This window comes from Flavobacterium sp. UBA5153 (genome assembly GCA_002413745.1).
In the GTDB taxonomy this organism is placed as follows: Bacteria; Bacteroidota; Bacteroidia; order Flavobacteriales; family Flavobacteriaceae; genus Flavobacterium.
Genome location: DHXP01000035.1, coordinates 36622 through 56167, shown reverse-complemented (window position 1 = coordinate 56167; position 19546 = coordinate 36622). Strand labels below are relative to the sequence as shown.

At 35.7% G+C, this 19546-nt stretch carries 22 protein-coding genes and 1 tRNA gene; 17 read left to right on the top strand and 6 right to left on the bottom strand.

Translation table 11 applies throughout. The features are described 5' to 3' along the window. The first annotated feature begins 3 nt into the window (after positions 1-3). The 5 genes from B2145_RS07575 (at position 4) to B2145_RS07555 (ending at position 5751) form a co-directional block, all read left to right on the top strand. Complete coding sequence (locus B2145_RS07575) at positions 4-1446, top strand: complex I subunit 4 family protein (protein WP_291100457.1); 1443 nt, start codon at positions 4-6, stop codon at positions 1444-1446. 75 nt (positions 1447-1521) lie between these two features. Next, positions 1522-1890, top strand: a complete 369-nt coding sequence (locus B2145_RS07570; RefSeq protein ID WP_291100453.1) for a four helix bundle protein — start codon at positions 1522-1524, stop codon at positions 1888-1890. An 89-nt stretch (positions 1891-1979) separates the two neighbouring features. Continuing rightward, the gene (locus tag B2145_RS07565; RefSeq protein WP_291100451.1) at positions 1980-3350 is read left to right on the top strand and encodes an NADH-quinone oxidoreductase subunit N; all 1371 of its coding nucleotides are present in this window, start codon (positions 1980-1982) and stop codon (positions 3348-3350) included. Positions 3351-3439: 89 nt separating this feature from the next. After that, positions 3440-4873: an MBOAT family O-acyltransferase gene (locus B2145_RS07560; protein ID WP_291100449.1), complete on the top strand. Its 1434-nt coding sequence runs from the start codon at positions 3440-3442 to the stop codon at positions 4871-4873. Then, a complete protein-coding gene (locus B2145_RS07555; protein ID WP_291100448.1) occupies positions 4873-5751 on the top strand; it encodes a hypothetical protein in 879 nt (292 codons plus the stop codon). Before B2145_RS07560 ends, B2145_RS07555 begins: the two co-directional genes overlap by 1 nt. 2 nt (positions 5752-5753) lie before the next feature. Here the strand turns inward: B2145_RS07555 and B2145_RS07550 are convergent, their stop codons facing one another. From B2145_RS07550 to B2145_RS07530, 5 genes are all read right to left on the bottom strand, one after another. Then, the gene (locus B2145_RS07550; protein WP_291100445.1) at positions 5754-6350 is read right to left on the bottom strand and encodes a mobile mystery protein B; all 597 of its coding nucleotides are present in this window, start codon (positions 6348-6350) and stop codon (positions 5754-5756) included. Further along, positions 6341-6778, bottom strand: coding sequence for a mobile mystery protein A (locus B2145_RS07545; RefSeq protein ID WP_291100442.1), 438 nt, complete (start codon positions 6776-6778; stop codon positions 6341-6343). Before B2145_RS07545 ends, B2145_RS07550 begins: the two co-directional genes overlap by 10 nt. A 465-nt stretch (positions 6779-7243) precedes the next feature. Further along, positions 7244-7789, bottom strand: a complete 546-nt coding sequence (locus B2145_RS07540) for a hypothetical protein (RefSeq protein WP_291100439.1) — start codon at positions 7787-7789, stop codon at positions 7244-7246. Positions 7790-7874: 85 nt separating this feature from the next. Continuing rightward, complete coding sequence (locus B2145_RS07535; protein ID WP_291100437.1) at positions 7875-8543, bottom strand: fibrobacter succinogenes major paralogous domain-containing protein; 669 nt, start codon at positions 8541-8543, stop codon at positions 7875-7877. Positions 8544-8944: 401 nt separating this feature from the next. Then, positions 8945-9418, bottom strand: coding sequence for a hypothetical protein (locus tag B2145_RS07530; protein WP_291100435.1), 474 nt, complete (start codon positions 9416-9418; stop codon positions 8945-8947). Positions 9419-9667: 249 nt separating this feature from the next. Here B2145_RS07530 and B2145_RS07525 point away from each other — a divergent pair, with 249 nt between their 5' ends. The 7 genes from B2145_RS07525 to B2145_RS07495 all read left to right on the top strand — a co-directional run bounded on the left by B2145_RS07525 (position 9668) and on the right by B2145_RS07495 (position 13127). Beyond that, positions 9668-10033, top strand: coding sequence for a helix-turn-helix transcriptional regulator (locus B2145_RS07525; RefSeq protein WP_349677723.1), 366 nt, complete (start codon positions 9668-9670; stop codon positions 10031-10033). Positions 10034-10057: 24 nt separating this feature from the next. Next, positions 10058-10222: a hypothetical protein gene (locus tag B2145_RS07520; RefSeq protein WP_165783980.1), complete on the top strand. Its 165-nt coding sequence runs from the start codon at positions 10058-10060 to the stop codon at positions 10220-10222. Next, a complete protein-coding gene (locus tag B2145_RS07515) occupies positions 10198-10533 on the top strand; it encodes a type II toxin-antitoxin system RelE/ParE family toxin (protein ID WP_291100425.1) in 336 nt (111 codons plus the stop codon). Before B2145_RS07520 ends, B2145_RS07515 begins: the two co-directional genes overlap by 25 nt. A 72-nt stretch (positions 10534-10605) precedes the next feature. Next, positions 10606-11880: a Y-family DNA polymerase gene (locus B2145_RS07510; RefSeq protein WP_291100422.1), complete on the top strand. Its 1275-nt coding sequence runs from the start codon at positions 10606-10608 to the stop codon at positions 11878-11880. Continuing rightward, positions 11871-12311 (top strand): LexA family protein, encoded by a 441-nt coding sequence (locus B2145_RS07505; RefSeq protein WP_291100419.1) that lies wholly within the window; start codon positions 11871-11873, stop codon positions 12309-12311. Before B2145_RS07510 ends, B2145_RS07505 begins: the two co-directional genes overlap by 10 nt. A gap of 175 nt (positions 12312-12486) precedes the next feature. Then, the gene (locus B2145_RS07500) at positions 12487-12825 is read left to right on the top strand and encodes a type II toxin-antitoxin system RelE/ParE family toxin (RefSeq protein ID WP_291100416.1); all 339 of its coding nucleotides are present in this window, start codon (positions 12487-12489) and stop codon (positions 12823-12825) included. Beyond that, entirely contained in the window at positions 12807-13127 is a 321-nt protein-coding gene (locus B2145_RS07495; protein WP_291100413.1) for a helix-turn-helix domain-containing protein, read from the top strand. The genes B2145_RS07500 and B2145_RS07495 overlap by 19 nt, the downstream gene beginning before the upstream one ends. A 151-nt stretch (positions 13128-13278) precedes the next feature. Here B2145_RS07495 and B2145_RS07490 read toward each other — a convergent pair. After that, positions 13279-13358: transfer RNA gene (locus B2145_RS07490), tRNA-Leu, on the bottom strand. A gap of 287 nt (positions 13359-13645) precedes the next feature. On the opposite strand from B2145_RS07490, the gene B2145_RS07485 reads away from it, so the two are divergent. The 5 genes from B2145_RS07485 (at position 13646) to B2145_RS07465 (ending at position 19530) form a co-directional block, all read left to right on the top strand. Further along, complete coding sequence (locus B2145_RS07485) at positions 13646-14587, top strand: ribose-phosphate pyrophosphokinase (RefSeq protein WP_291100410.1); 942 nt, start codon at positions 13646-13648, stop codon at positions 14585-14587. Positions 14588-14724: 137 nt separating this feature from the next. Beyond that, positions 14725-15336 carry a 50S ribosomal protein L25/general stress protein Ctc gene (locus B2145_RS07480; RefSeq protein ID WP_291100407.1) on the top strand — a complete coding sequence of 204 codons (612 nt, stop codon included), beginning with the start codon at positions 14725-14727 and terminating at the stop codon, positions 15334-15336. Between the two features lie 349 nt (positions 15337-15685). Beyond that, entirely contained in the window at positions 15686-16312 is a 627-nt protein-coding gene (gene pth, locus B2145_RS07475) for an aminoacyl-tRNA hydrolase (protein ID WP_291100500.1), read from the top strand. A gap of 80 nt (positions 16313-16392) precedes the next feature. Then, positions 16393-18480: a T9SS type A sorting domain-containing protein gene (locus B2145_RS07470; protein ID WP_291100405.1), complete on the top strand. Its 2088-nt coding sequence runs from the start codon at positions 16393-16395 to the stop codon at positions 18478-18480. 99 nt (positions 18481-18579) lie between these two features. Continuing rightward, positions 18580-19530, top strand: coding sequence for a bifunctional riboflavin kinase/FAD synthetase (locus B2145_RS07465; RefSeq protein ID WP_291100402.1), 951 nt, complete (start codon positions 18580-18582; stop codon positions 19528-19530). Positions 19531-19546: the final 16 nt, after the last annotated feature.

The following is a 19546-nucleotide window of genomic DNA, read 5'->3' as shown; positions in this document are numbered from 1 at the left end:
ATAATGGATGTAACTACTATATTAATTATACTTCTGGTTGGCGCATTGGCTACTTATTTTTCGGGCGATAAATGGGCTCCAAAAGTGGCATTGCTTTTTGGATTGACTGCATTTGCCAGTTCAATTTGTTTGCTAAGCCAATACAATTTAGGAAACGAAATTGACTTTATAAAACCTTGGATTTCTAAACCAAGAATCTATTTTGCTTTACACGCAGACGGCCTTTCATTAGCGATGCTTTTGCTGACAACTGCTTTGACTCCAATTATCATCTATTCTTCTTTTGGAAACACGTATAAAAACTCGAAAGCTTTTTACGCACTAATCTTGTTTATGACCTTTGCGATGGCGGGAACTTTCCTGGCTTCTGATGGACTTTTATACTACATTTTCTGGGAGTTGTCATTGATTCCTATTTACTTCATCGCATTGATTTGGGGTAATGGTGATGCCGAAGAACGCAAAAAAGCAGTGGTGAAATTTTTCATTTACACTCTTGCCGGTTCTTTATTTATGCTGGTTGCTTTTATTTATTTGTATCAAAAAGCAGGAAGCTTTTTAATTAGCGATTTAGTTAAAACTAATTTAAGTTCAACAGAACAATTTTGGATATTCTTGGCTTTCTTCCTGGCTTACGCCATCAAAATTCCATTAATTCCTTTTCATACTTGGCAGGCAAAAGTGTACCAAAAAGCACCAACCGTTGGAACGATGTTGCTTTCGGGAATTATGCTAAAAATGGGATTGTACAGCGTTATTCGTTGGCAATTGCCTATTGCGCCACTTGCCGCAAAAGAATATATGTTTGTTTTTATTGGGCTCGGAATTGCCGGAGTAATCTATGGTTCCATCGTGGCATTAAGACAAAAAGATTTGAAAAAATTATTGGCTTATTCTTCCTTGGCACACGTCGGGTTGATTGCTGCAGGTTCATATACATTAACACTTGACGGATTCCGAGGCGCCGTTTTGCAAATGATAGCACACGGATTTGTTGTTGTTGGTTTGTTTCTTGTTGCCGAAATCATTTTCAGAAGATATGAAACAAGAACCATTTCAGAAATGGGAGGCATTCGTTCTCAATCACCAAAATTAACTTCAATGTTTATGTTATTGGTTTTGGCTTCTGTGGCTTTGCCGTCAACATTCAACTTTGTGGGGGAATTTACCGTTTTATTCAGCCTTTCTCAAGTAAACATTTGGTTTGCCATCCTTGGCGGAACAACCATAATCTTGGGAGCTTACTATATGTTGAAAATGTTTCAACACGTGATGTTGGGTGAAACCAATGTGAAAATTTTCAAAGACGTGACTTTCAACGAAGGATTGTCTTTGGTTCTTATCATTGCCGTTTTATTCTTCTTTGGGTTGTATCCAAAACCAATTATGGATTTGATTACTCCAAGTCTCGAAAATATTTTAACTCAAGTAAATAGATTTAATTAAAGAATTAGGATTAAGGATTTGAGAATTAGGATTTTTGTTTGATGAGTAAAGAACAATATTTATAAATTTTTGAATATGACTAAAGAGGAACTTAAAAACCGCACCAAACAATTTGCATTAAATGTTTTTAAATTTTTAATGTCATTAGATAAGAACAAAGCGGTTGATGTAGTTTGCTATCAACTTTTTAAATCTTCATCTTCGGTTGCTGCAAATTACAGAGCAGTTTGCAGAGGTAAATCGAGTGCTGATTTTTTGAATAAATTAAAAGTTGTAGATGAAGAAGCCGATGAAAGTTTATTTTGGCTAGAATTTATAAAAGGGTTAGAAATAGAATGTAATAGAGTTGAGCTTGAAAAATTAATAAAAGAAGCAGATGAATTAGTAGCCATATTTTCATCAGGAATAAAAACAATAAAAGAGAAAAATAATATAAAAAATTAGGGTTTGGGAATTGAGAATTAGGATTTTTGTAGATTATAATCCAGTTTCACAAATCCTAATTCGTAAATCCTAAATCAAAAAATCAAAAAATGAATACATTAATAGCTATAACAGGATTAGGTGTTTTATGCCTTTTATTTGAAATTTTAAATTTTAGAAAAGCCATTGTTCCCATAACGATTATTGGATTATTGACAGTACTTGGATTAACCTTTTCGGAATTTAATTCTCCGGGAAGTTATTACAATAATATGATTGTGGTGAGCAAATTTTCTTCCTCATTTTCAGCATTGTTTATTGTTCTTACTATTTTCTTGGTCGCTTTGAGTCACGATTTTTACGAAGATCACCAAACTAAAATTTCCGATTTTATTGCCATAAAAATATTTATGTTGGCTGGTGCGGTTGCAATGGTGTCTTTTGGAAACTTGGCAATGTTCTTTTTGGGAATCGAAATTTTGTCCATTTCCCTTTACATTCTTGCCGCAAGTAGTAGAACGAATATAAAAAGTAACGAAGCAGGAATGAAATATTTCTTGATGGGTTCCTTTGCTTCGGGAATTATTTTGTTCGGAATTTGTTTGATTTATGGCGCAATGGGCACTTTTGACATTGCCGAAATTACAGAATGGTCACGTTCTGCCGAATTGCCTTCTTGGTTTCCAATTGGAATTTCATTGGTAACTATCGGAATGCTTTTCAAAATTGCCGCAGTACCTTTCCATTTTTGGGCACCTGATGTTTACGAAGGTTCTCCAGCTTTGACAACCGCAACAATGAGTACTTTGGTAAAAGTGGTTGCAATGGCAACTTTATACAAATTGCTTACTGCAATGAATGCTGATCTTTCGGATGCATTTATCAATATCATCATCGTAATCTCGATTGCTTCAATGACCGTAGGAAATATAATGGCGTTGAAACAAAACAATGTGAAACGTATGTTGGCTTTCTCTGGAATTTCACATGCAGGTTTTATGTTGATGGCTTTGTTGAGTATTAGCACTTCAGCTGGAAGTTTATTGTATTATGCTTCGGCTTATTCATTGGCAGGAATTGCTGCTTTCGCCGTGATTTTATACGTTTGCAAAAACAAGGATAATGAAGATATTACTAACTTCAACGGATTAGGAAAAACCAATCCATTATTGGCAGCCGTTCTTACGGGAGCTTTACTTTCAATGGCTGGCATACCAATTTTTGCCGGATTTTTTGCAAAAATGGTTTTGTTCAATCAAACTATTCAAGCGGGTTATTTGGTGGTCGTAATCGCAGCGGTTATCAACTCGATTATAAGTGTGGGTTATTATTTCAAATTAGTCTTGGCTATGTATGGCAAAGAGCCCAATGAAGAAGCCGCAAAAACTCCTTTTGTATTTTATGCCGTGGCTGTTGTCGCGATTCTTTTGAATATCGTTTTAGGATTGTTTCCTTCTGTGGTATTGGATTTATTGGGATAATTCTAAATAAAAAATAAATTACACGAAACCATCAAAAGCAATTTTGGTGGTTTTTGTCTTCATTATAAAACAGATTATACAACCAAAATATGTTTTTTAACTCTTTACCATTTGCTGTTTTTTTGCCAATAGTATTTCTACTGTATTGGTTTGTTTTCAGTAGAACCAAAAACACACAAAACATATTTCTCGTTGTGGTGAGTTATTATTTTTATTCTTGTTGGGATTGGCGATTTTTATTTTTATTGCTTTTCTCGACCCTTTTATGTTATTACACGGGGATCAAAATAGAAAAAAGCACTCAGGATCGAGAACGCAAATTTTGGTTTTGGCTGAGTATCTTTTTCAATCTGGGATTTTTGGCAATATTCAAATACTACAACTTTTTCGCTTTTTCCTTTTCAGAAGCTTTAAACAATATTGGAATACAATCCAGTCCGCTTTTGCTGAACGTGATTCTTCCTGTTGGAATTTCCTTTTATACTTTTCACGGCTTGTCGTATGTGATTGACATTTATTACAAAAGGATAAACTCCGAAAAAAACGTTGTCGATTACGCCTTATTCGTGAGTTATTTTCCGCTTTTGGTAGCCGGTCCCATCGAAAGAGCGACACACTTATTGCCTCAGGTGAAACTAAAAAGATCCTTTGATTTCGAAAAAGCAAAAGAAGGTGTGTACCAAATTATTTGGGGATTAGTCAAAAAAGTGGTTATCGCCGATACCTGTGCGACTTATGCCAACGCCATTTTTGACAACTATACCTCGATGAATTCCTTGTCACTGATTTTAGGCACTTTTTATTTTGCATTCCAAATTTATGGCGATTTTTCGGGCTATTCGGATATGGCTTTAGGAATGTCTAAACTCTTCGGATTAGACTTGCTACGAAATTTCAATTATCCTTATTTCTCCAGAGATATCGCAGAGTTTTGGCGTCGTTGGCACATTTCCTTATCGTCTTGGTTTCGGGATTATTTGTACATCCCTCTTGGCGGAAGCCGAGGAAACAAATTAAAACAAGTGCGCAATGTATTTATCATATTTGTCGTGAGCGGTTTTTGGCACGGAGCCAATTGGACTTTCCTGGCTTGGGGATTTATCAACGCTCTGTATTTTTTACCGTCATTGCTATTGGGAACCAATCGGAATAATATGGAAACGGCGGAGCTGCATTGGGATACGGATTCCATAAAAGTATTCTTTAGCATTATCGCAACTTTCACCATTACGTGTGTGGCTTGGATATTTTTTAGGGCAAAATCCATAAGCATTGCTTTCGATTACATTGGAAGAATATTCACTGACCGAACCTTTTCATCGCAATATTTGGTAAACGAACGCTACAGCAACGAGTTAATCCTGTTGGTTATTGCTTTTGTTGTGGTGGAATGGAACAGCAGAACTAAAATAGAACCCATTTCAGGAAAATACAGCGGACTAAAACTGGTTTTGTGTCTCTTGGCCATCATCGCCTTGGGCACTTATTCTGACTATAAAGAATTTATATATTTTCAATTTTAATGAAAAAATTTATATTATTTGTCGCCAAAATTCTGGTTATAATTCTAGTCCTTCTAGTAATGCTGGATTGGGTTTATACGACCGTGTATTTGCATTCCCACAATCGAGGAAAGGTAGAATATGTTTTTAATTCCAATGCCAGAAATTATGATGTCGTAATTTTGGGTTCTTCGAGAGCCAACAATCATTTTGTATCCCAAATGTTTGAAGACAGAGGACTGAAAACCTTTAATTACGGGATGAGTGGCGCGCATTTATTCGAAGCTTCCCTGATGCTAAAGCTAATGGCGGAGCGACATTATAAAATCAAAACCGTGATTTTAGAAGCCGATTTAGGTCTTTGCAATGAGAAAGAATCCGAAGGAATTGCGGCAAAATTCCTGCCTTATATCCATCATTCAAAAACAATCAGGGAACATTTTTCTGGTCAGGAAGACTTTAATACGTTGTATTACGTCCCTTTTTACCGTTATGTCGATTTTGATGCCCTCATTGGTTTCAGGGAAATGTACCAAACGGCAATACACACGCCCACGAATAATTTGGATTATTTAGGATATCATCCTTTGGGTCATAAACCCGTAAATATGAAGAATGATATAAGGGCTTTGAAACCCATTCACAACAAATATTACGAGGAAATCAAGCAAATTTGCAAGCAAAATAATTACAATCTGATTGCCGTAATGACGCCAATGTGTACCAATGTGAAAGGACTGGATTATTTTGAGAAAGCAAACAAAATTTATCCCGAAATTCACAATTTGGAAAATGTAGTGCAAGGCGACCAGTACTTTTCTTCCTGCGGCCATTTGAATGATGCCGGCGCGCGGATATTCACGAAGGTTGTCATAGAAAAGTTTTTTGAGAAGAAATAAACCTATGATTGAGCAAATTCCATTAGTGGCTGCAACTCATTCTTATCTGCCAATTTAACTGCTTTGATATAGGAATTTCTCGTATCAGTTTGTTTAACCAAACTATTTCCTCCCCAACTAAAAATCGGTTTTCCAAAAACTTTTTCCATAATCAAGTCCGCCATTAATCTGGAATGTCTTCCATTACCATTTGCGAAGCAATGAATACTAACCAATTTATGTTTGAAACGCACCGCAATCTCAACCGATTCAAAGGTGTTGTTTTCTATCCAAAACAAGCAGTCGTCCATTAAAATCTTGAGTTCTGTGGCAATTTTATAACTCGCAACTCCTAAGTTTTTTTCTGATTTTCGAAACTTTCCAGCCCAACGCCACACATCACCATACATTTTTTTATGCAATTCTTTAATAAATTTTTCAGACAGTAGTTGCTCTTTACTCAATTTTCGGGAATAAACCCATTGAATAGCTTTTTCAATGTTGTATTGCTCAAACTCGTCCAATTCTTCACGAGTAGAAATCGTTGTAATTTGCAATCCTTCTTTTTCCTCTTCGTCTAACGGAGTTTGTCCATTATTATAAACTAAATCTAATCCCATAAATATTTTGGCATTTCCGTTTTAATTTCGGCTGTCTTTTGCTCAATGGCTTTTTTAATTCGATCTGCAGAGTTTTGTTGGTCTTCTAATATCATTGAATTATTAGTGCGTAACACAATTTCTCTGGCGATTTCTTGCGCTCTTTTTTCAATCATTTTGTCCAGACTTTCGTGCTTGGAAACAAAACCGTAAACCAATTTCATATCTAATACTCTTGCAGCTTCATTAAGTGATTTAATGGAAATGGAACCGTTAGCTTCCCGTGCTTCCATCTCTTTGACACTTTGCGCAGCCATTGACAATCTAATTCCCAATTGTCGCAGAGACATTTTTAATGATTTTCGTATGGTGTGTATCCATCCATTTGGAGGAATAACAATGGCTTCAAGCGAACGGAATGGCTCCAATTTTCGTTCGGTTTGTTCCATTAAAAGTTGTTGTTTAGTGTTTTTCATAAGGGTATAGCCTTAAAATTAAAAAACAAATATAAGGTTATAACCTGAAAAAACAAATTTATTTTAAGGTTATAGCCTTAAAATAAAATTTATCCCGAAATTCACAATCTGGAAAACGTCGTGCAAGGCGACCAGTATTTTTCTTCTTGTGGACATTTGAATGATGCGGGAGCAAGGATGTTTACTGCGGTTGTGATAGAAAGGTTTTTTGAGAAGAAATAAACTATACTCAGTCATTAGATGCTGGGCAAAATCTCCCGACTTTGTTCCCGCAATAATGAGCAAACAACACGATCAACAAATAAAAATTACAACGGTAAGAAGTTGTAGTTTTTTTCGTTAATTTTGAATTGGTTTTAATAAACTCAAAGTCGAGACTTTGCCAGCAGGGCATAAATATTCACTCTTTTATAGTTGCAATTAACAACAGATTTTCAGCTATTGTAAAATGCAAATTGCTGCTTTTTGTAATTTCGGAATTGCTTTTTCGCTCATTTCGTTTTCAAAAGATAATGGACCAACATTTATTCTTATATAGATTATTTTTAAAGTAGATAGTAGCTTGAAATCTTCATACGTAATAGTATATGTAGAAACATAATTAGTTGCAACTGTTTTACCTGAACTAATAATTGGTTTTGGTGTAATTCGGTTCTTAGAATATAATGTAATCACATTTCCATTTTCAAGTTTTAACATCAACGAATCACTTTCTTCAATATTTTCATTTGAAATTGTATTAATGCCCAATCTACTTATTAGAGAATAGTCATCTCCCATTCTGTCAAAATCAATACCCCAAGCACTAACTGCTGAGAACATAGCCATAGATTTAATTAGAACATTGGTTGCTTTGTGTTGTTTCCCAGTTAATTCATCTGTTTTATCAACATAAAATTTACACTTGTCTTGAGCACTAGCAGAAGTACAGTTGAGAATTAGATACGTACCAATAATCAGAATCAATAATAATGTTTTTTTCATTTTTATAAGTATTAATTTGTTCCCTACTCGTATGGCTTTTAGGAATCGCCCCGTTTATATGGTTTCTGGTCTCCATTTTCGTTATTTAATCCTTAATACATCGTACAGAAAAACCATATACTTTATTGGGTCCCATAATACGCACAGTACCATCACCATAATAGAGTGAGATGGTAAGTGCATTTTTAGCATCGATTTCTGTAGAACTCCACCAGAAACTACCTACACCCACATTATTAAAATTACCACCAAAATCTCGTTGCCCTCCTGGAAGACCTGTAAAACCACTACTATTTGTGGCATCTGTGTTAGGCATATCCCAATGTGTAGTGCCAGCTTCCTTCAGTATTCCTCCAGCAGTACCCACACCTCCTGAATTTGTTATGATTAGTGTAGACCAGTCTGAATCTGTAGGAATATGGTATCCCGTTGGTACTAATCCTCTTGAGTCATTAACAGCATACCAATTATAGAGTTTCCCATATATAGCACCTCTAGCCACATCATTACTGTAATAACACCAAGCTCCAGTTGTTAAGTTTGCCCATGCTAGGGCATCTTGCACTTGGGATATCAAGTCTCCGTTTCTGTATTTATCTACATCAAGATTTTTTTTCATCCAAATTTGGCTTCCAATAGTAACTGTTGCACTTGAACCTGATGGTGAGTTATTAGCATCATCTTTGGAACATGACAAAAAAGTACCCAATACTAAAATGACTAATAAAAATAATTGTCTTACATTTTTTTTCATTTTAAAAAATATTAATTTCCCTATTCATAAGCTTTTCGGTTCCGCTCCGTTTTTTAAAGTGGGTTCTGGTTTCCACATTTAATTCATTCCATCAAGACGGTAATTTCAAAAATATTTATGGTGTTAATTTTCACCACATTGTCATTTTTCTACCCAAACAAAATCTCTCCTTAGAATAATTTTGTTTGTTTTGCATAATGATTATTTTAAATATGAATATTTTAATCTTCTGATGCTTCCCCTTTGTTTGCTATCTCAAGCTTTTTTGCTTCTGTAAAACCTTTTATATGTATTGTAAAAGTATCTGAAAGACCTGTAAATCGTCTTCCCCTAAAGTTGTGGTACTGTAATACCCTAGGCAGATCCGGATTATAATTTAACAACTTAATATTATGCTAGAGTCACCCCTTATTTTTATTGTAAAATTGTATTGATACACCAGCTTTAAATAGCTCAAAAGTGCCAGCACCTGCAAATAAATTAATTATCTTTCCTAATTTATAGGTCGCAACGGCACCTACATTAATTTTAGATACCCCGGCAGCTTTACCTGTACCAATAGTAGGAGTTACTGAAAATTTGTCTGTTGATGGAAATACGTAGCCTGCAGAGAATAATGTAATAACATCATCATAAGCGTATCTACCAGTATAGACGCCGCCGCCAGTAACAGTTCCTAATTGTGCATTAGCAAAACTTACATAAAAGCGATTCACTGTAGCATTAAGGTTGAAACCAGTTACTGCTGGATAGGATTCAGTTTTATTAAAATAGGAAATTCCACCACCAACTGCAACAGACTTAATAGCCTGACCGAATGACATCGTAGCAGTAATCATAAGCATAAACATAAATAACATTTTAAACTTTTTCATAATTAAGATATTTATTTTCCTACTCATAAAGCTTTTCGGTTCCGCTCCGTTTATATGGTTGCTGGTCTCCATTTTTGTTTAAGTCACTCAAACACACAATGTATTTATATCTTTTTGTTTGTTAAAATTTCCTTAAATAAATTTAATGCATAAAAAAGAATCCTCTTGAATCTTGCAACTATAATATATTCACTAAAAGAATAATTTATTTGAAATATTTTTATACATTTGAAAATAAGTTTGATACAAATGATACTAGGACATAAAATAAAAAAACTGCGGGAATTAAAGGATTTAACCCAAGAATATATGGCTCAAGAATTGGGTCTTAATCAAAGTGCATACAGCAAAATAGAGAGCGGAGCAAGTGATGTCTCTTTTTCTAAACTAGAAAAAATCGCAACTGTTTTAGGATTGAAACTGGAAGATATTTTGAGCTTTAACGAGCAGCTGGTTTTTAATGTTATGAACAATCAAAATGGTCAAAATGGATTAGTCATTAACAACTCCGTTTCAGAGAATGAAAAAGGTCTTTATACAGGTCAAATAAGCTCATTGAAAGAGGAAGTGGCTCATCTTAAAAAGATATTAGATCAGGTATTGACAGCAAAGTAGTAGCCTTTTTATAACTTTACAATTATGAAAACGAAAAACGAAAACTCTAACAATCTTGCCACTCCAGGCAAACCAATGTCTCAAAAGAAACTGGCTTCTTTGATAAAAGAGGCTGAGGAAGGAGAATTTTTAACATTAGACGAGTTCAAAATTAGATTTGATAAATGGAGATTACAAAGAAAAAAGTAGTCAAATCCGTTTATTATTATAAAGATATTCAAGATATTTTTGAATATGGAGAAGCAACTTTCAGCGAAAAAGCGGCATTGTCGTTTTTCGATGAAATAGTATTCGTCACTCGTAATCTCGAATCTCACTATTTACTTCATCCAGAATGTCGTCATCTGGAGACCAAATCTAAAATATACCGGAATATAATTTTTGGTTCCTACCTCATCATTTATAGAATTACGCCCCATAGAATAGAAGTTTTGAGAGCTTTTCACGGCAGTCGTTCTCCAAAATCCATCAAGAAATCAAGAAATATTAAAGTCGATTAATTTTTATCAACAATCCCCAAAATTAACTTTTTATCCACACCACAATGATCGGCTATTCTGTAATTTTACACGATGTACGCATTAGTCGATTGCAATAATTTTTACGCCTCCTGCGAACGTGTTTTTCAACCGAAATTCAACGGAAAACCTGTCGCGATTTTATCAAACAACGACGGCTGCGTAATTTCGAGAAGCAACGAAGCCAAGGCTGTTGGCGTTCCAATGGGCGCTCCGGCATTTCAAATCAAGGAATTGGTACGAGAAAAAAACGTGAAATTATTTTCTTCCAATTATCCACTTTACGGGGATTTGAGCAATCGAGTGATGTCGATTTTGGGTCAGTTTACACCTAATCTGGAAATCTACAGCATTGACGAAGCCTTCCTGAATTTTGATGGTTTGACCATTTCAGATTATCATAATTATGGAATCCAAATGAAAACCCGTGTGCAAAAATGGGTCGGAATTCCGGTTTGCATTGGCTTTGCCGAAACCAAAGCTTTGTCGAAAGTTGCCAACAAAATTGCCAAGAAATTCCAAGACAGAACGCAAGGTGTTTATGTAATTGACACCGAAGAAAAACGCATCAAAGCCCTGAAATGGACCAAGATTGAAGATGTTTGGGGCATTGGCTATCGAATGAATAAAAAAATGAAGTTGAAAAATATCAAAACGGCTTTCGATTTTGTTCAACCTCAATACGAAGCTTGGATCAAGAAAGAAATGGGCGTTGTGGGAATGCGGTTGAAATATGAACTGGAGGGAAAATCAGTTTTAGATTTAGAACCCGTTGTCGACCAAAAGAAAAGTATCGCCACCACCAGAAGTTTCCCCAAACAAATTTCTGATTTTGACTTGTTACGGGAACGCGTGGCAACATTTGCTTCGGTTTGTGCGGAGAAATTACGGAAACAAAAATCCTGTTGTCATACGATTATTGTGATGTTGGTGATTGATAAACATACGATTCAAACCTCGAAATATTATTTTAATATGGCGGTTACGCTGCCTTTTGCCACGAATTCGACCCTGACTATTTCGAACACGGCAATCGATATGTTGAAAAAACTGCACAAAGGAAATGAAAACCTAAAGTTCAAAAAAGCAGGCGTTATTGTCACCGAACTCATAGACGAAAACAAAAAACAATTGCAATTGTTTGAGGAAGAAAACCCAAAACATTTGGCTTTGATGCAAGTTATGGATAAACTAAACAACAAAATTGGCGACAAAAAAGTGAAATTGGCCACGCAAAACTTAAACCTGACCTGGGATATGAACCAGAATCATCTATCGCCAAAATACACCACTAATTTTAAAGATATTCTCGAAATACGATGCATATAAATAAAGATCAAAAACTAACTTTTTTTCATCCTGATTTAGAAAGTAAACTCCGAATTCCTTTCATAAAAGAAGGCGTTTCGGCGGGATTTCCCTCACCTGCGGCTGATTTTATGGAAACTAATATCGATTTGAATACCGAATTAAGCGAGAATCCTTTGGCAACTTTCTACATCAAAGTCAAAGGAAATTCGATGATTGACGCCGGCATCAACGACAAAGACGTACTCGTGGTGGATCGAAGCCTGGAACCTCAAAACAACAAAATCGCCATTTGCTTTATCGACGGCGAATTTACCGTGAAGCGCATTCAAAAAGAAAAAGACTGCTTGTACCTTATGCCAGAAAACTCCAATTATTCTCCCATAAAAATCACCGAAGAAAACGAATTGGTCATTTGGGGAATCGTGACTTATGTGATAAAGAAGGTGTGATGAAACAGTAAAATGTATTATGGCATTTAGTATATTTGACTAGTTTCCAATAATTTTAAAGAGCATAATTGTAATTTTAGATTAAAACAACCACAAATTAAACTAATAAAAACGTTGCGTCAATAATAATTAGTTATTTAGTAACAAATTAATTACATTTGCAAAAGATTAACCAATGAGAACATTATTTATCACACCCGAATTTACATCGTTTTTAGAAAGTTTAGACCATTCAACAAAAGAAAAAATATCCTATTTATCTGAAATTTTAACAACGCAACCCGTAATAAATACCAAAGTAGCAAAGAAATTAACCAATACCGAATTTTACGAAGTACGAATACAAGTAAAAAATGAATATCGAATTATCGTTTTTGCAATAGACAACGATAACATAAACCAAAGTAAAAACATTTTGTTACTCAACGGATTTATGAAAAAATCGACAAAGGATTACGACAAACAAATAAAAATAGCAACTAAAATTTTAATACAATGGCTAGACCAAAATTAGATTTAGAAAGAATAAAAAGGGAGCTGCACACAGTCAACGACTATTTAGACGAACAATACGGCAAACAAGGAACACCTGAAAGAGAAGAGTTTTCAAAAAACGCATTGTCTTTTTACTATGGCGAATTAATAAAAGAAAAACGCAAAGAAAAACATCTTACCCAACAGCAACTCGCTGACCAAATAGGCAAAGAACGCGCCTATATTGCCAAAATTGAACAAGGTAAAACCGATTTGCAAATTTCAAATTTTGTACAAATTATCAATGCATTGGGATTGACTTTGCAAGTGAAAGAAAGTTAAAAACAATTAACCCGACCGCGCGGATATATCTCTAATTTGATAGCGCGGAATTGCATTCCGTACCCACAATCGAGAGCAAACAAAAACAAACTACACTGGAATTCGTTGCGATGTAAAACCAAAAAAACCGCTTCTTTCGAAGCGGTTTTTGTACCCGGAGCCGGAGTCGAACCGGCACGGTTTCCCACAGGTGTTTGAGACCAGCGCGTCTACCAATTCCGCCATCCGGGCTTAGCAGACATGAAATAAAAACAATTATTTCAACGCAATAAAAGAGGAGATTGTTATAAATCAACCATCGATTCCTTTAACACGGTGCAAATGTAAAAAATAATATTAAAAATTCTATTAAAAATACACGAAATTTTCCTTTCAGAGTTCGATTTTATTCCTAAATTTGCACCTCGGTAAAACGAAACACACTAACTAACTACACCCGAGGCGCATACATCATAAAGCTAAGACAAATAACAAAGCCGAATTGTATGGTGCGTAGCGGAATAAAAACAACATACTAAATGTCACACTTAGAGCCAGAAGCTAAAATTTTTGCGTGTTCACAAAGTGTTTATCTCGCTGAAAAAATATCCAAGGAATATGGGATTCCATTAGGCAAGGTTACTATGTCAAAATATAGTGATGGAGAATTTCAACCATCTTATGAGGAATCTATCAGGGGTTTACGCGTATTTATTGTTTGTTCCACTTTTCCAAATGCCGATAATTTGATGGAATTGCTACTGATGATAGATGCTGCAAAACGGGCTTCAGCAAGACACATAACAGCAGTAATACCATACTTTGGTTGGGCAAGACAGGATAGAAAAGACAAACCAAGAGTTCCGATTGGAGCCAAATTGGTAGCCAATTTATTAGATGCTGCGGGTGCAACCCGAGTAATGACAATGGATTTGCATGCCGATCAAATTCAAGGATTCTTTGAAAAACCGGTAGATCATCTTTTCGCATCGACAATATTTTTGCCTTATGTAGAAAGTTTAAATTTAGAAAATTTAACTATTGCATCTCCGGATATGGGAGGTTCTAAAAGAGCGTATGCCTATTCAAAGTTTTTAGAATCCGATGTGGTGATATGCTACAAGCAACGAAAAGAAGCCAACATCATTGATACGATGGAGCTGATTGGCGATGTGAAAGGCAGAAATGTAATTTTGGTTGACGATATGATTGACACTGGAGGCACATTGGCGAAAGCTGCAGATTTAATGATCGAAAAAGGAGCATTGAGCGTAAGAGCGATTTGTACCCACGCCATTTTATCAGGTGATGCCTACGAAAAAATAGAAAATTCGAAATTACTCGAATTAATAGTTTCAGATTCTATTCCGTTAAAGAAGGAATCAAACAAAATAAGAGTGGTGAGTTGTGCACCTCTTTTTGCAGAAGTAATGCACATGGTGCATCACAACAATTCCATAAGCGGGAAGTTTTTGATGTAGGTTTTGCCACCACGAGCGTCAGCGAACTGACGAAGTAAAGGCACAAAGGCGCAACGATTTTTAAATTTCAATGTTTGAAATTGAAATTGCCATTTATTAAACAGTAATTTATTATTTATTAACTATATTTTTTTACAATGAAATCGATTACAATTAAAGGATCAGAAAGAGAAAGCGTGGGCAAAGTTGCGACTAAAGCCTTACGTAATGCTGGAGCGGTTCCTTGCGTGTTATACGGAGGAAATCAAGCAGTACATTTTTCAGCGGACGAAAAAGCATTCAAAACCTTGGTTTACACTCCAAACGCACACACAGTTGTGATTGAACTTGGTGAAGGAAAATCATTCAATGCTGTTTTACAAGACATTCAGGTTCATCCTGTGTCTGACAAAATTTTACATATTGACTTCTTTCAATTATTTGATGACAAAGAAATCACTATGGAAGTTCCCGTGAAAATCGTTGGAACATCAAAAGGTGTTCTTGGAGGTGGTGATTTACGTTTGAACACACGTAGATTAAAAGTAAAAGCGTTGCCAAAAAATCTTCCGGATTTTATTGAAGCCGACATTACTCCACTTGAAATGGGGAACAAATTGTATGTAACGAAACTTGTTTCTGACAAATACAAATTGATGCACCCAGACAACACTGTTGTTTGTCAAGTAAGAATTTCTCGTGCAGCAATGAAAGCGGCCCAAGAAGCAGCAAAAGCAGCAAAAGCTCCTGTAAAAGGAAAGAAAAAATAATATTTTTTCAAGAATTTAAGAAAGCATCAGTTGTAAAACTGGTGCTTTTTTGTTTTATGAAGCACCGCGATTCGCGATCTAAAGAACCTCTGCTCCTGCTGTACGTTCTATCTTTTGTTCTGAACTCCAGAACAAAAGGATGCCACTTCCATCAGGGCTAAAAAACAAACACTCTTTTTAATTTGTCATTTCGACCATCGGGAGAAATCACATAACGGGAGCAACAAATGTGATTTCTCCTGCGTCGAAATGACAAACAATTCGCAGCAAACAAACAATTTACAAAAATCTATTCCAGTAAAATCTAAACTAAAATGGTATAATTGTGCAATTACACTACTTTTGCAATATGCTAAAATGGTTAAACGCACTGTTTTCAAAAACAAAAACAGAAGACAACACTGATTTTATGAAGAAATTTTTAATCGTAGGACTTGGAAACATTGGCGCCGAATATGTAAATACCCGACACAACATAGGTTTTAAAATAGTCGATTTCTTTGCCAAAAAAGAAGGAATCAACTTCGAGACCGTGAAACTGGGTTCGCTTGCCGAATACAAATTTAAGGGAAGAACTTTTTTACTTTTAAAACCAAACACCTATATGAATCTGAGCGGGAAGGCCGTAAAATATTGGATGGACAAGGAGAGTATTCCACTCGAAAACATAATGGTGATTACTGATGATTTGAATCTGTCTTTTGGAACCATCCGCATCAAACCAAAAGGAAGCGATGGTGGACATAACGGACTAAAAAGTATCCACTCGATTTTAAACACGACTGATTACACCCGTTTTAGATTCGGTATTAGCGACGAATTCAAAAAAGGAAAGCAGGTAGATTATGTTCTTGGCGACTGGGATGAAGTTGAAAAAGCGAAACTTCCTGAGCGATTAGAACTGGCTTCCGAAATCATAAAATCCTTCGGAACCGCTGGATTAGAAAACACAATGACCGCTTTTAACGGAAAATGAAAGGCAATTTTTTAAAATTCATTTCTTTTTATATTTGAGATATTTCAAAATCCGTAACTTCACTAATTATTTTTCTAAAAATGAAAAGAATCGCTCCCGTTTCTACCCATAAAATTTTTGTTTTGATTTGTTTGTTTACTCTTGGCATTGCGTATGGCCAAGGCAAAAAACAAACGAAAAACACTTTGTTTGGCAAGCCAGTAACGAAAGAAAATGTGAATCCAAAAAATGGATATACCAGGTGTGCGACTACTGAATATGAGAAGTTTCTTCAAGAAAAAAATCCAAAGAGAATGACTGATGCCCAGTTTGAAGCTTGGGTAACTCCATTGATTAGGCGTTACGCCGCCATGCGAACCACTTCTCAATCTGGAGGAATAATAACCATCCCGGTGGTTGTTCATGTTATACACAACGGCCAAGCAGTGGGTACGGCACCAAACATTACCGATGCCCAGGTACAATCCCAGATAACGGTAATGAATCAAGATTATAGAAAAATGGCAGGTACTCCCGGCTATAACACAAACCCTGTAGGAGCGGATACCCAAATTCAATTTGCTCTTGCACAACAAGATCCAAACGGAAACCCCACAAACGGAATTGACCGTGTGAGTCTCTGTCAAACATCATGGTCAGATACAGAAGTGGATTCGACCGTAAAACCGGCAACCATTTGGGATCCAACCCAATATATGAATATGTGGACCGTTCAATTTACAGGCAATACCCTTTTGGGCTATGCCCAATTCCCTGACAATAATTTTACCACAACCGATCCTAATTATTTAGCAGGCCTCAATACTTCGGGGGGAAGCGCTAACACTGATGGAGTTGTTTCCAACTATAATGTATTTGGCAGTAATGCTTATAATGATGGCACCTTTTTGTTGAATTCGACATACGACAAAGGAAGAACCATGACGCATGAGGTGGGTCATTGGCTGGGACTAAGGCACATTTGGGGCGATTCCACTTGCGGTAATGATTTTTGTGCAGACACGCCGGTTCATCATGATGCAAATTATGGTTGCCCTTCACCAATTCCTTTAAGCTGTGACACTCCTCCTGTTAACGAAATGATCGATAATTATATGGATTATACGGACGATTTGTGTATGGATATTTTTACCCAGAATCAAAAAGACAGAATAGTTGTCATCATGAATAATGCGGCCAGGAGAAGCACGCTAAAAACTTCCACTAAAAACTCGCCAATGACTTTATTTGCCAATGATGCCGAAGTAAAACTTGAGGCTAGTTGCCCGGCTGTAATTTGTGGTGCTGCGCCCAATCAAACTATTCAGAAGATAACCATTTACAATAGAGGCACAAGTAATTTAACATCGGCAAGGCTAAATTATTCCATTAATGGCGGGGGTAATATTACTTATAATTGGACTGGAAATTTAGCGACCCATAAATCTGCCACATTTGAGATAACCATAAATTCAGCTACAAATGGAACCATAAACGTTAGTATTGCCACAGTTAATGGCGTTACTGACCCGAGAACGACAAATAATACCGCATCAGGAACTTTTATTATCCCAACCGCTCCCACTAACTATACCTTTCTCAATTATGTGTTTAGATTACAACAAGACTATTTTGGAAGTGAAACTACTTGGAGTTTAATAAACGCCTCTGGAATCACTTTATATAGTGGTGGTCCATACACAGATAAGGCCACTTTACCTGCCCTATTAACTAAAAACTGGATATTGGCTAATAACCAATGTTATACTTTTACCATAAACGATTCTGCAGGTGACGGAATTTGTTGTGGTACTACTAGTGGCAGTGGCTATTATGACATCAAATCGACTGATGGCCTAACCGTCATTAAATCCGGAGCCTCTTTTACCTCAAGCGAAAGCACCTCTTTTACCACCAATACACTCGCATATGAGAAATTTGAAACATCAAATGACATGTATCTTTATCCCAACCCCACAAAGGGAACTTTAAACATAAAAGTATCCCGCAATTTTGGTTTACCAAACAGCTATACAATTTATAATTATTTGGGTCAAATAATCAGTCAGAAAAATGTTTCGAATGAAAATGATTTATCCATAAATACTTCCACTTTAAGCAATGGAGTTTATTTCATCATGATTGTAAAAGAGGACCAGAAAAAAACATTACAATTTATCAAAGGATAGTTTTACCCAATAAAAATTTTGAGAGGGTTGATTTCTTTCAATCCCCTTTTTTTATATGTTATTATTAACATAAATTTGCATCACCATAAAACTACCGCTTTGAAGATTTTTCATTCTATAAACGATTTCAAGTCCGCAAAAAAAACAATCCTCACCCTGGGCACCTTTGATGGCGTACATATTGGCCATAAAAAAATTCTGGAGAAGGTAACCCAAAACGTCGAAAACGGAAAATATGAAAGTCTGGTACTTACTTTTTTTCCTCATCCCAGAATGGTTTTACGGGAACAATCGGAAGTAAAATTACTGAATACCATATCGGAAAAAATTGATTTACTGGAAAAGACAGGAATCGAAAATCTTGTCATTCATCCTTTTGACGAAAGTTTTTCGAGGTTGACCGCCCAGGAATTTGTTAAAACAGTTCTTGTGGATCAATTCCATATCAAAAAAATAATTATTGGTTATGACCATCGATTTGGAAGAAATCGGACGGCAGATATTAATGATCTAATCGCTTTTGGAAAACAATATGATTTTGAAGTGGAACAAATATCAGTACAAGAAATAAATGATGTCTCCGTAAGTTCAACCAAAATCAGGAAGGCTTTATTAGAAGGGAATATGGCTTTGGCCAATGAATATCTAGGATATGACTATTTTTTGACGGGTACGGTTTTCAATGGAAAACAATTAGGAAGAACCATTGGATTTCCCACTGCGAACCTAAAAATCAAAGAAAACTACAAACTTATTCCCAAAAATGGGGTTTATGTCGTGAAAAGCATAATCAATCAGAAAACTGTTTTCGGAATGATGAATATTGGATATAATCCAACTGTGGCGGGAGAAAATTTGTCCATTGAAATTCATTATTTTGATTTTGATACTGATTTGTACAACCACGAAGTATCTGTTTCTATCATGCAATATCTCCGTCCCGAACAAAAATTTGAATCTGTTGACTTACTAAAAGAGCAATTAAAAAAAGACGCGGATACTGCATTAGCCTATATTAATAAACTTTTACCTTCAGTAAAAGCAGATTAACCCTGGATCGATAAAA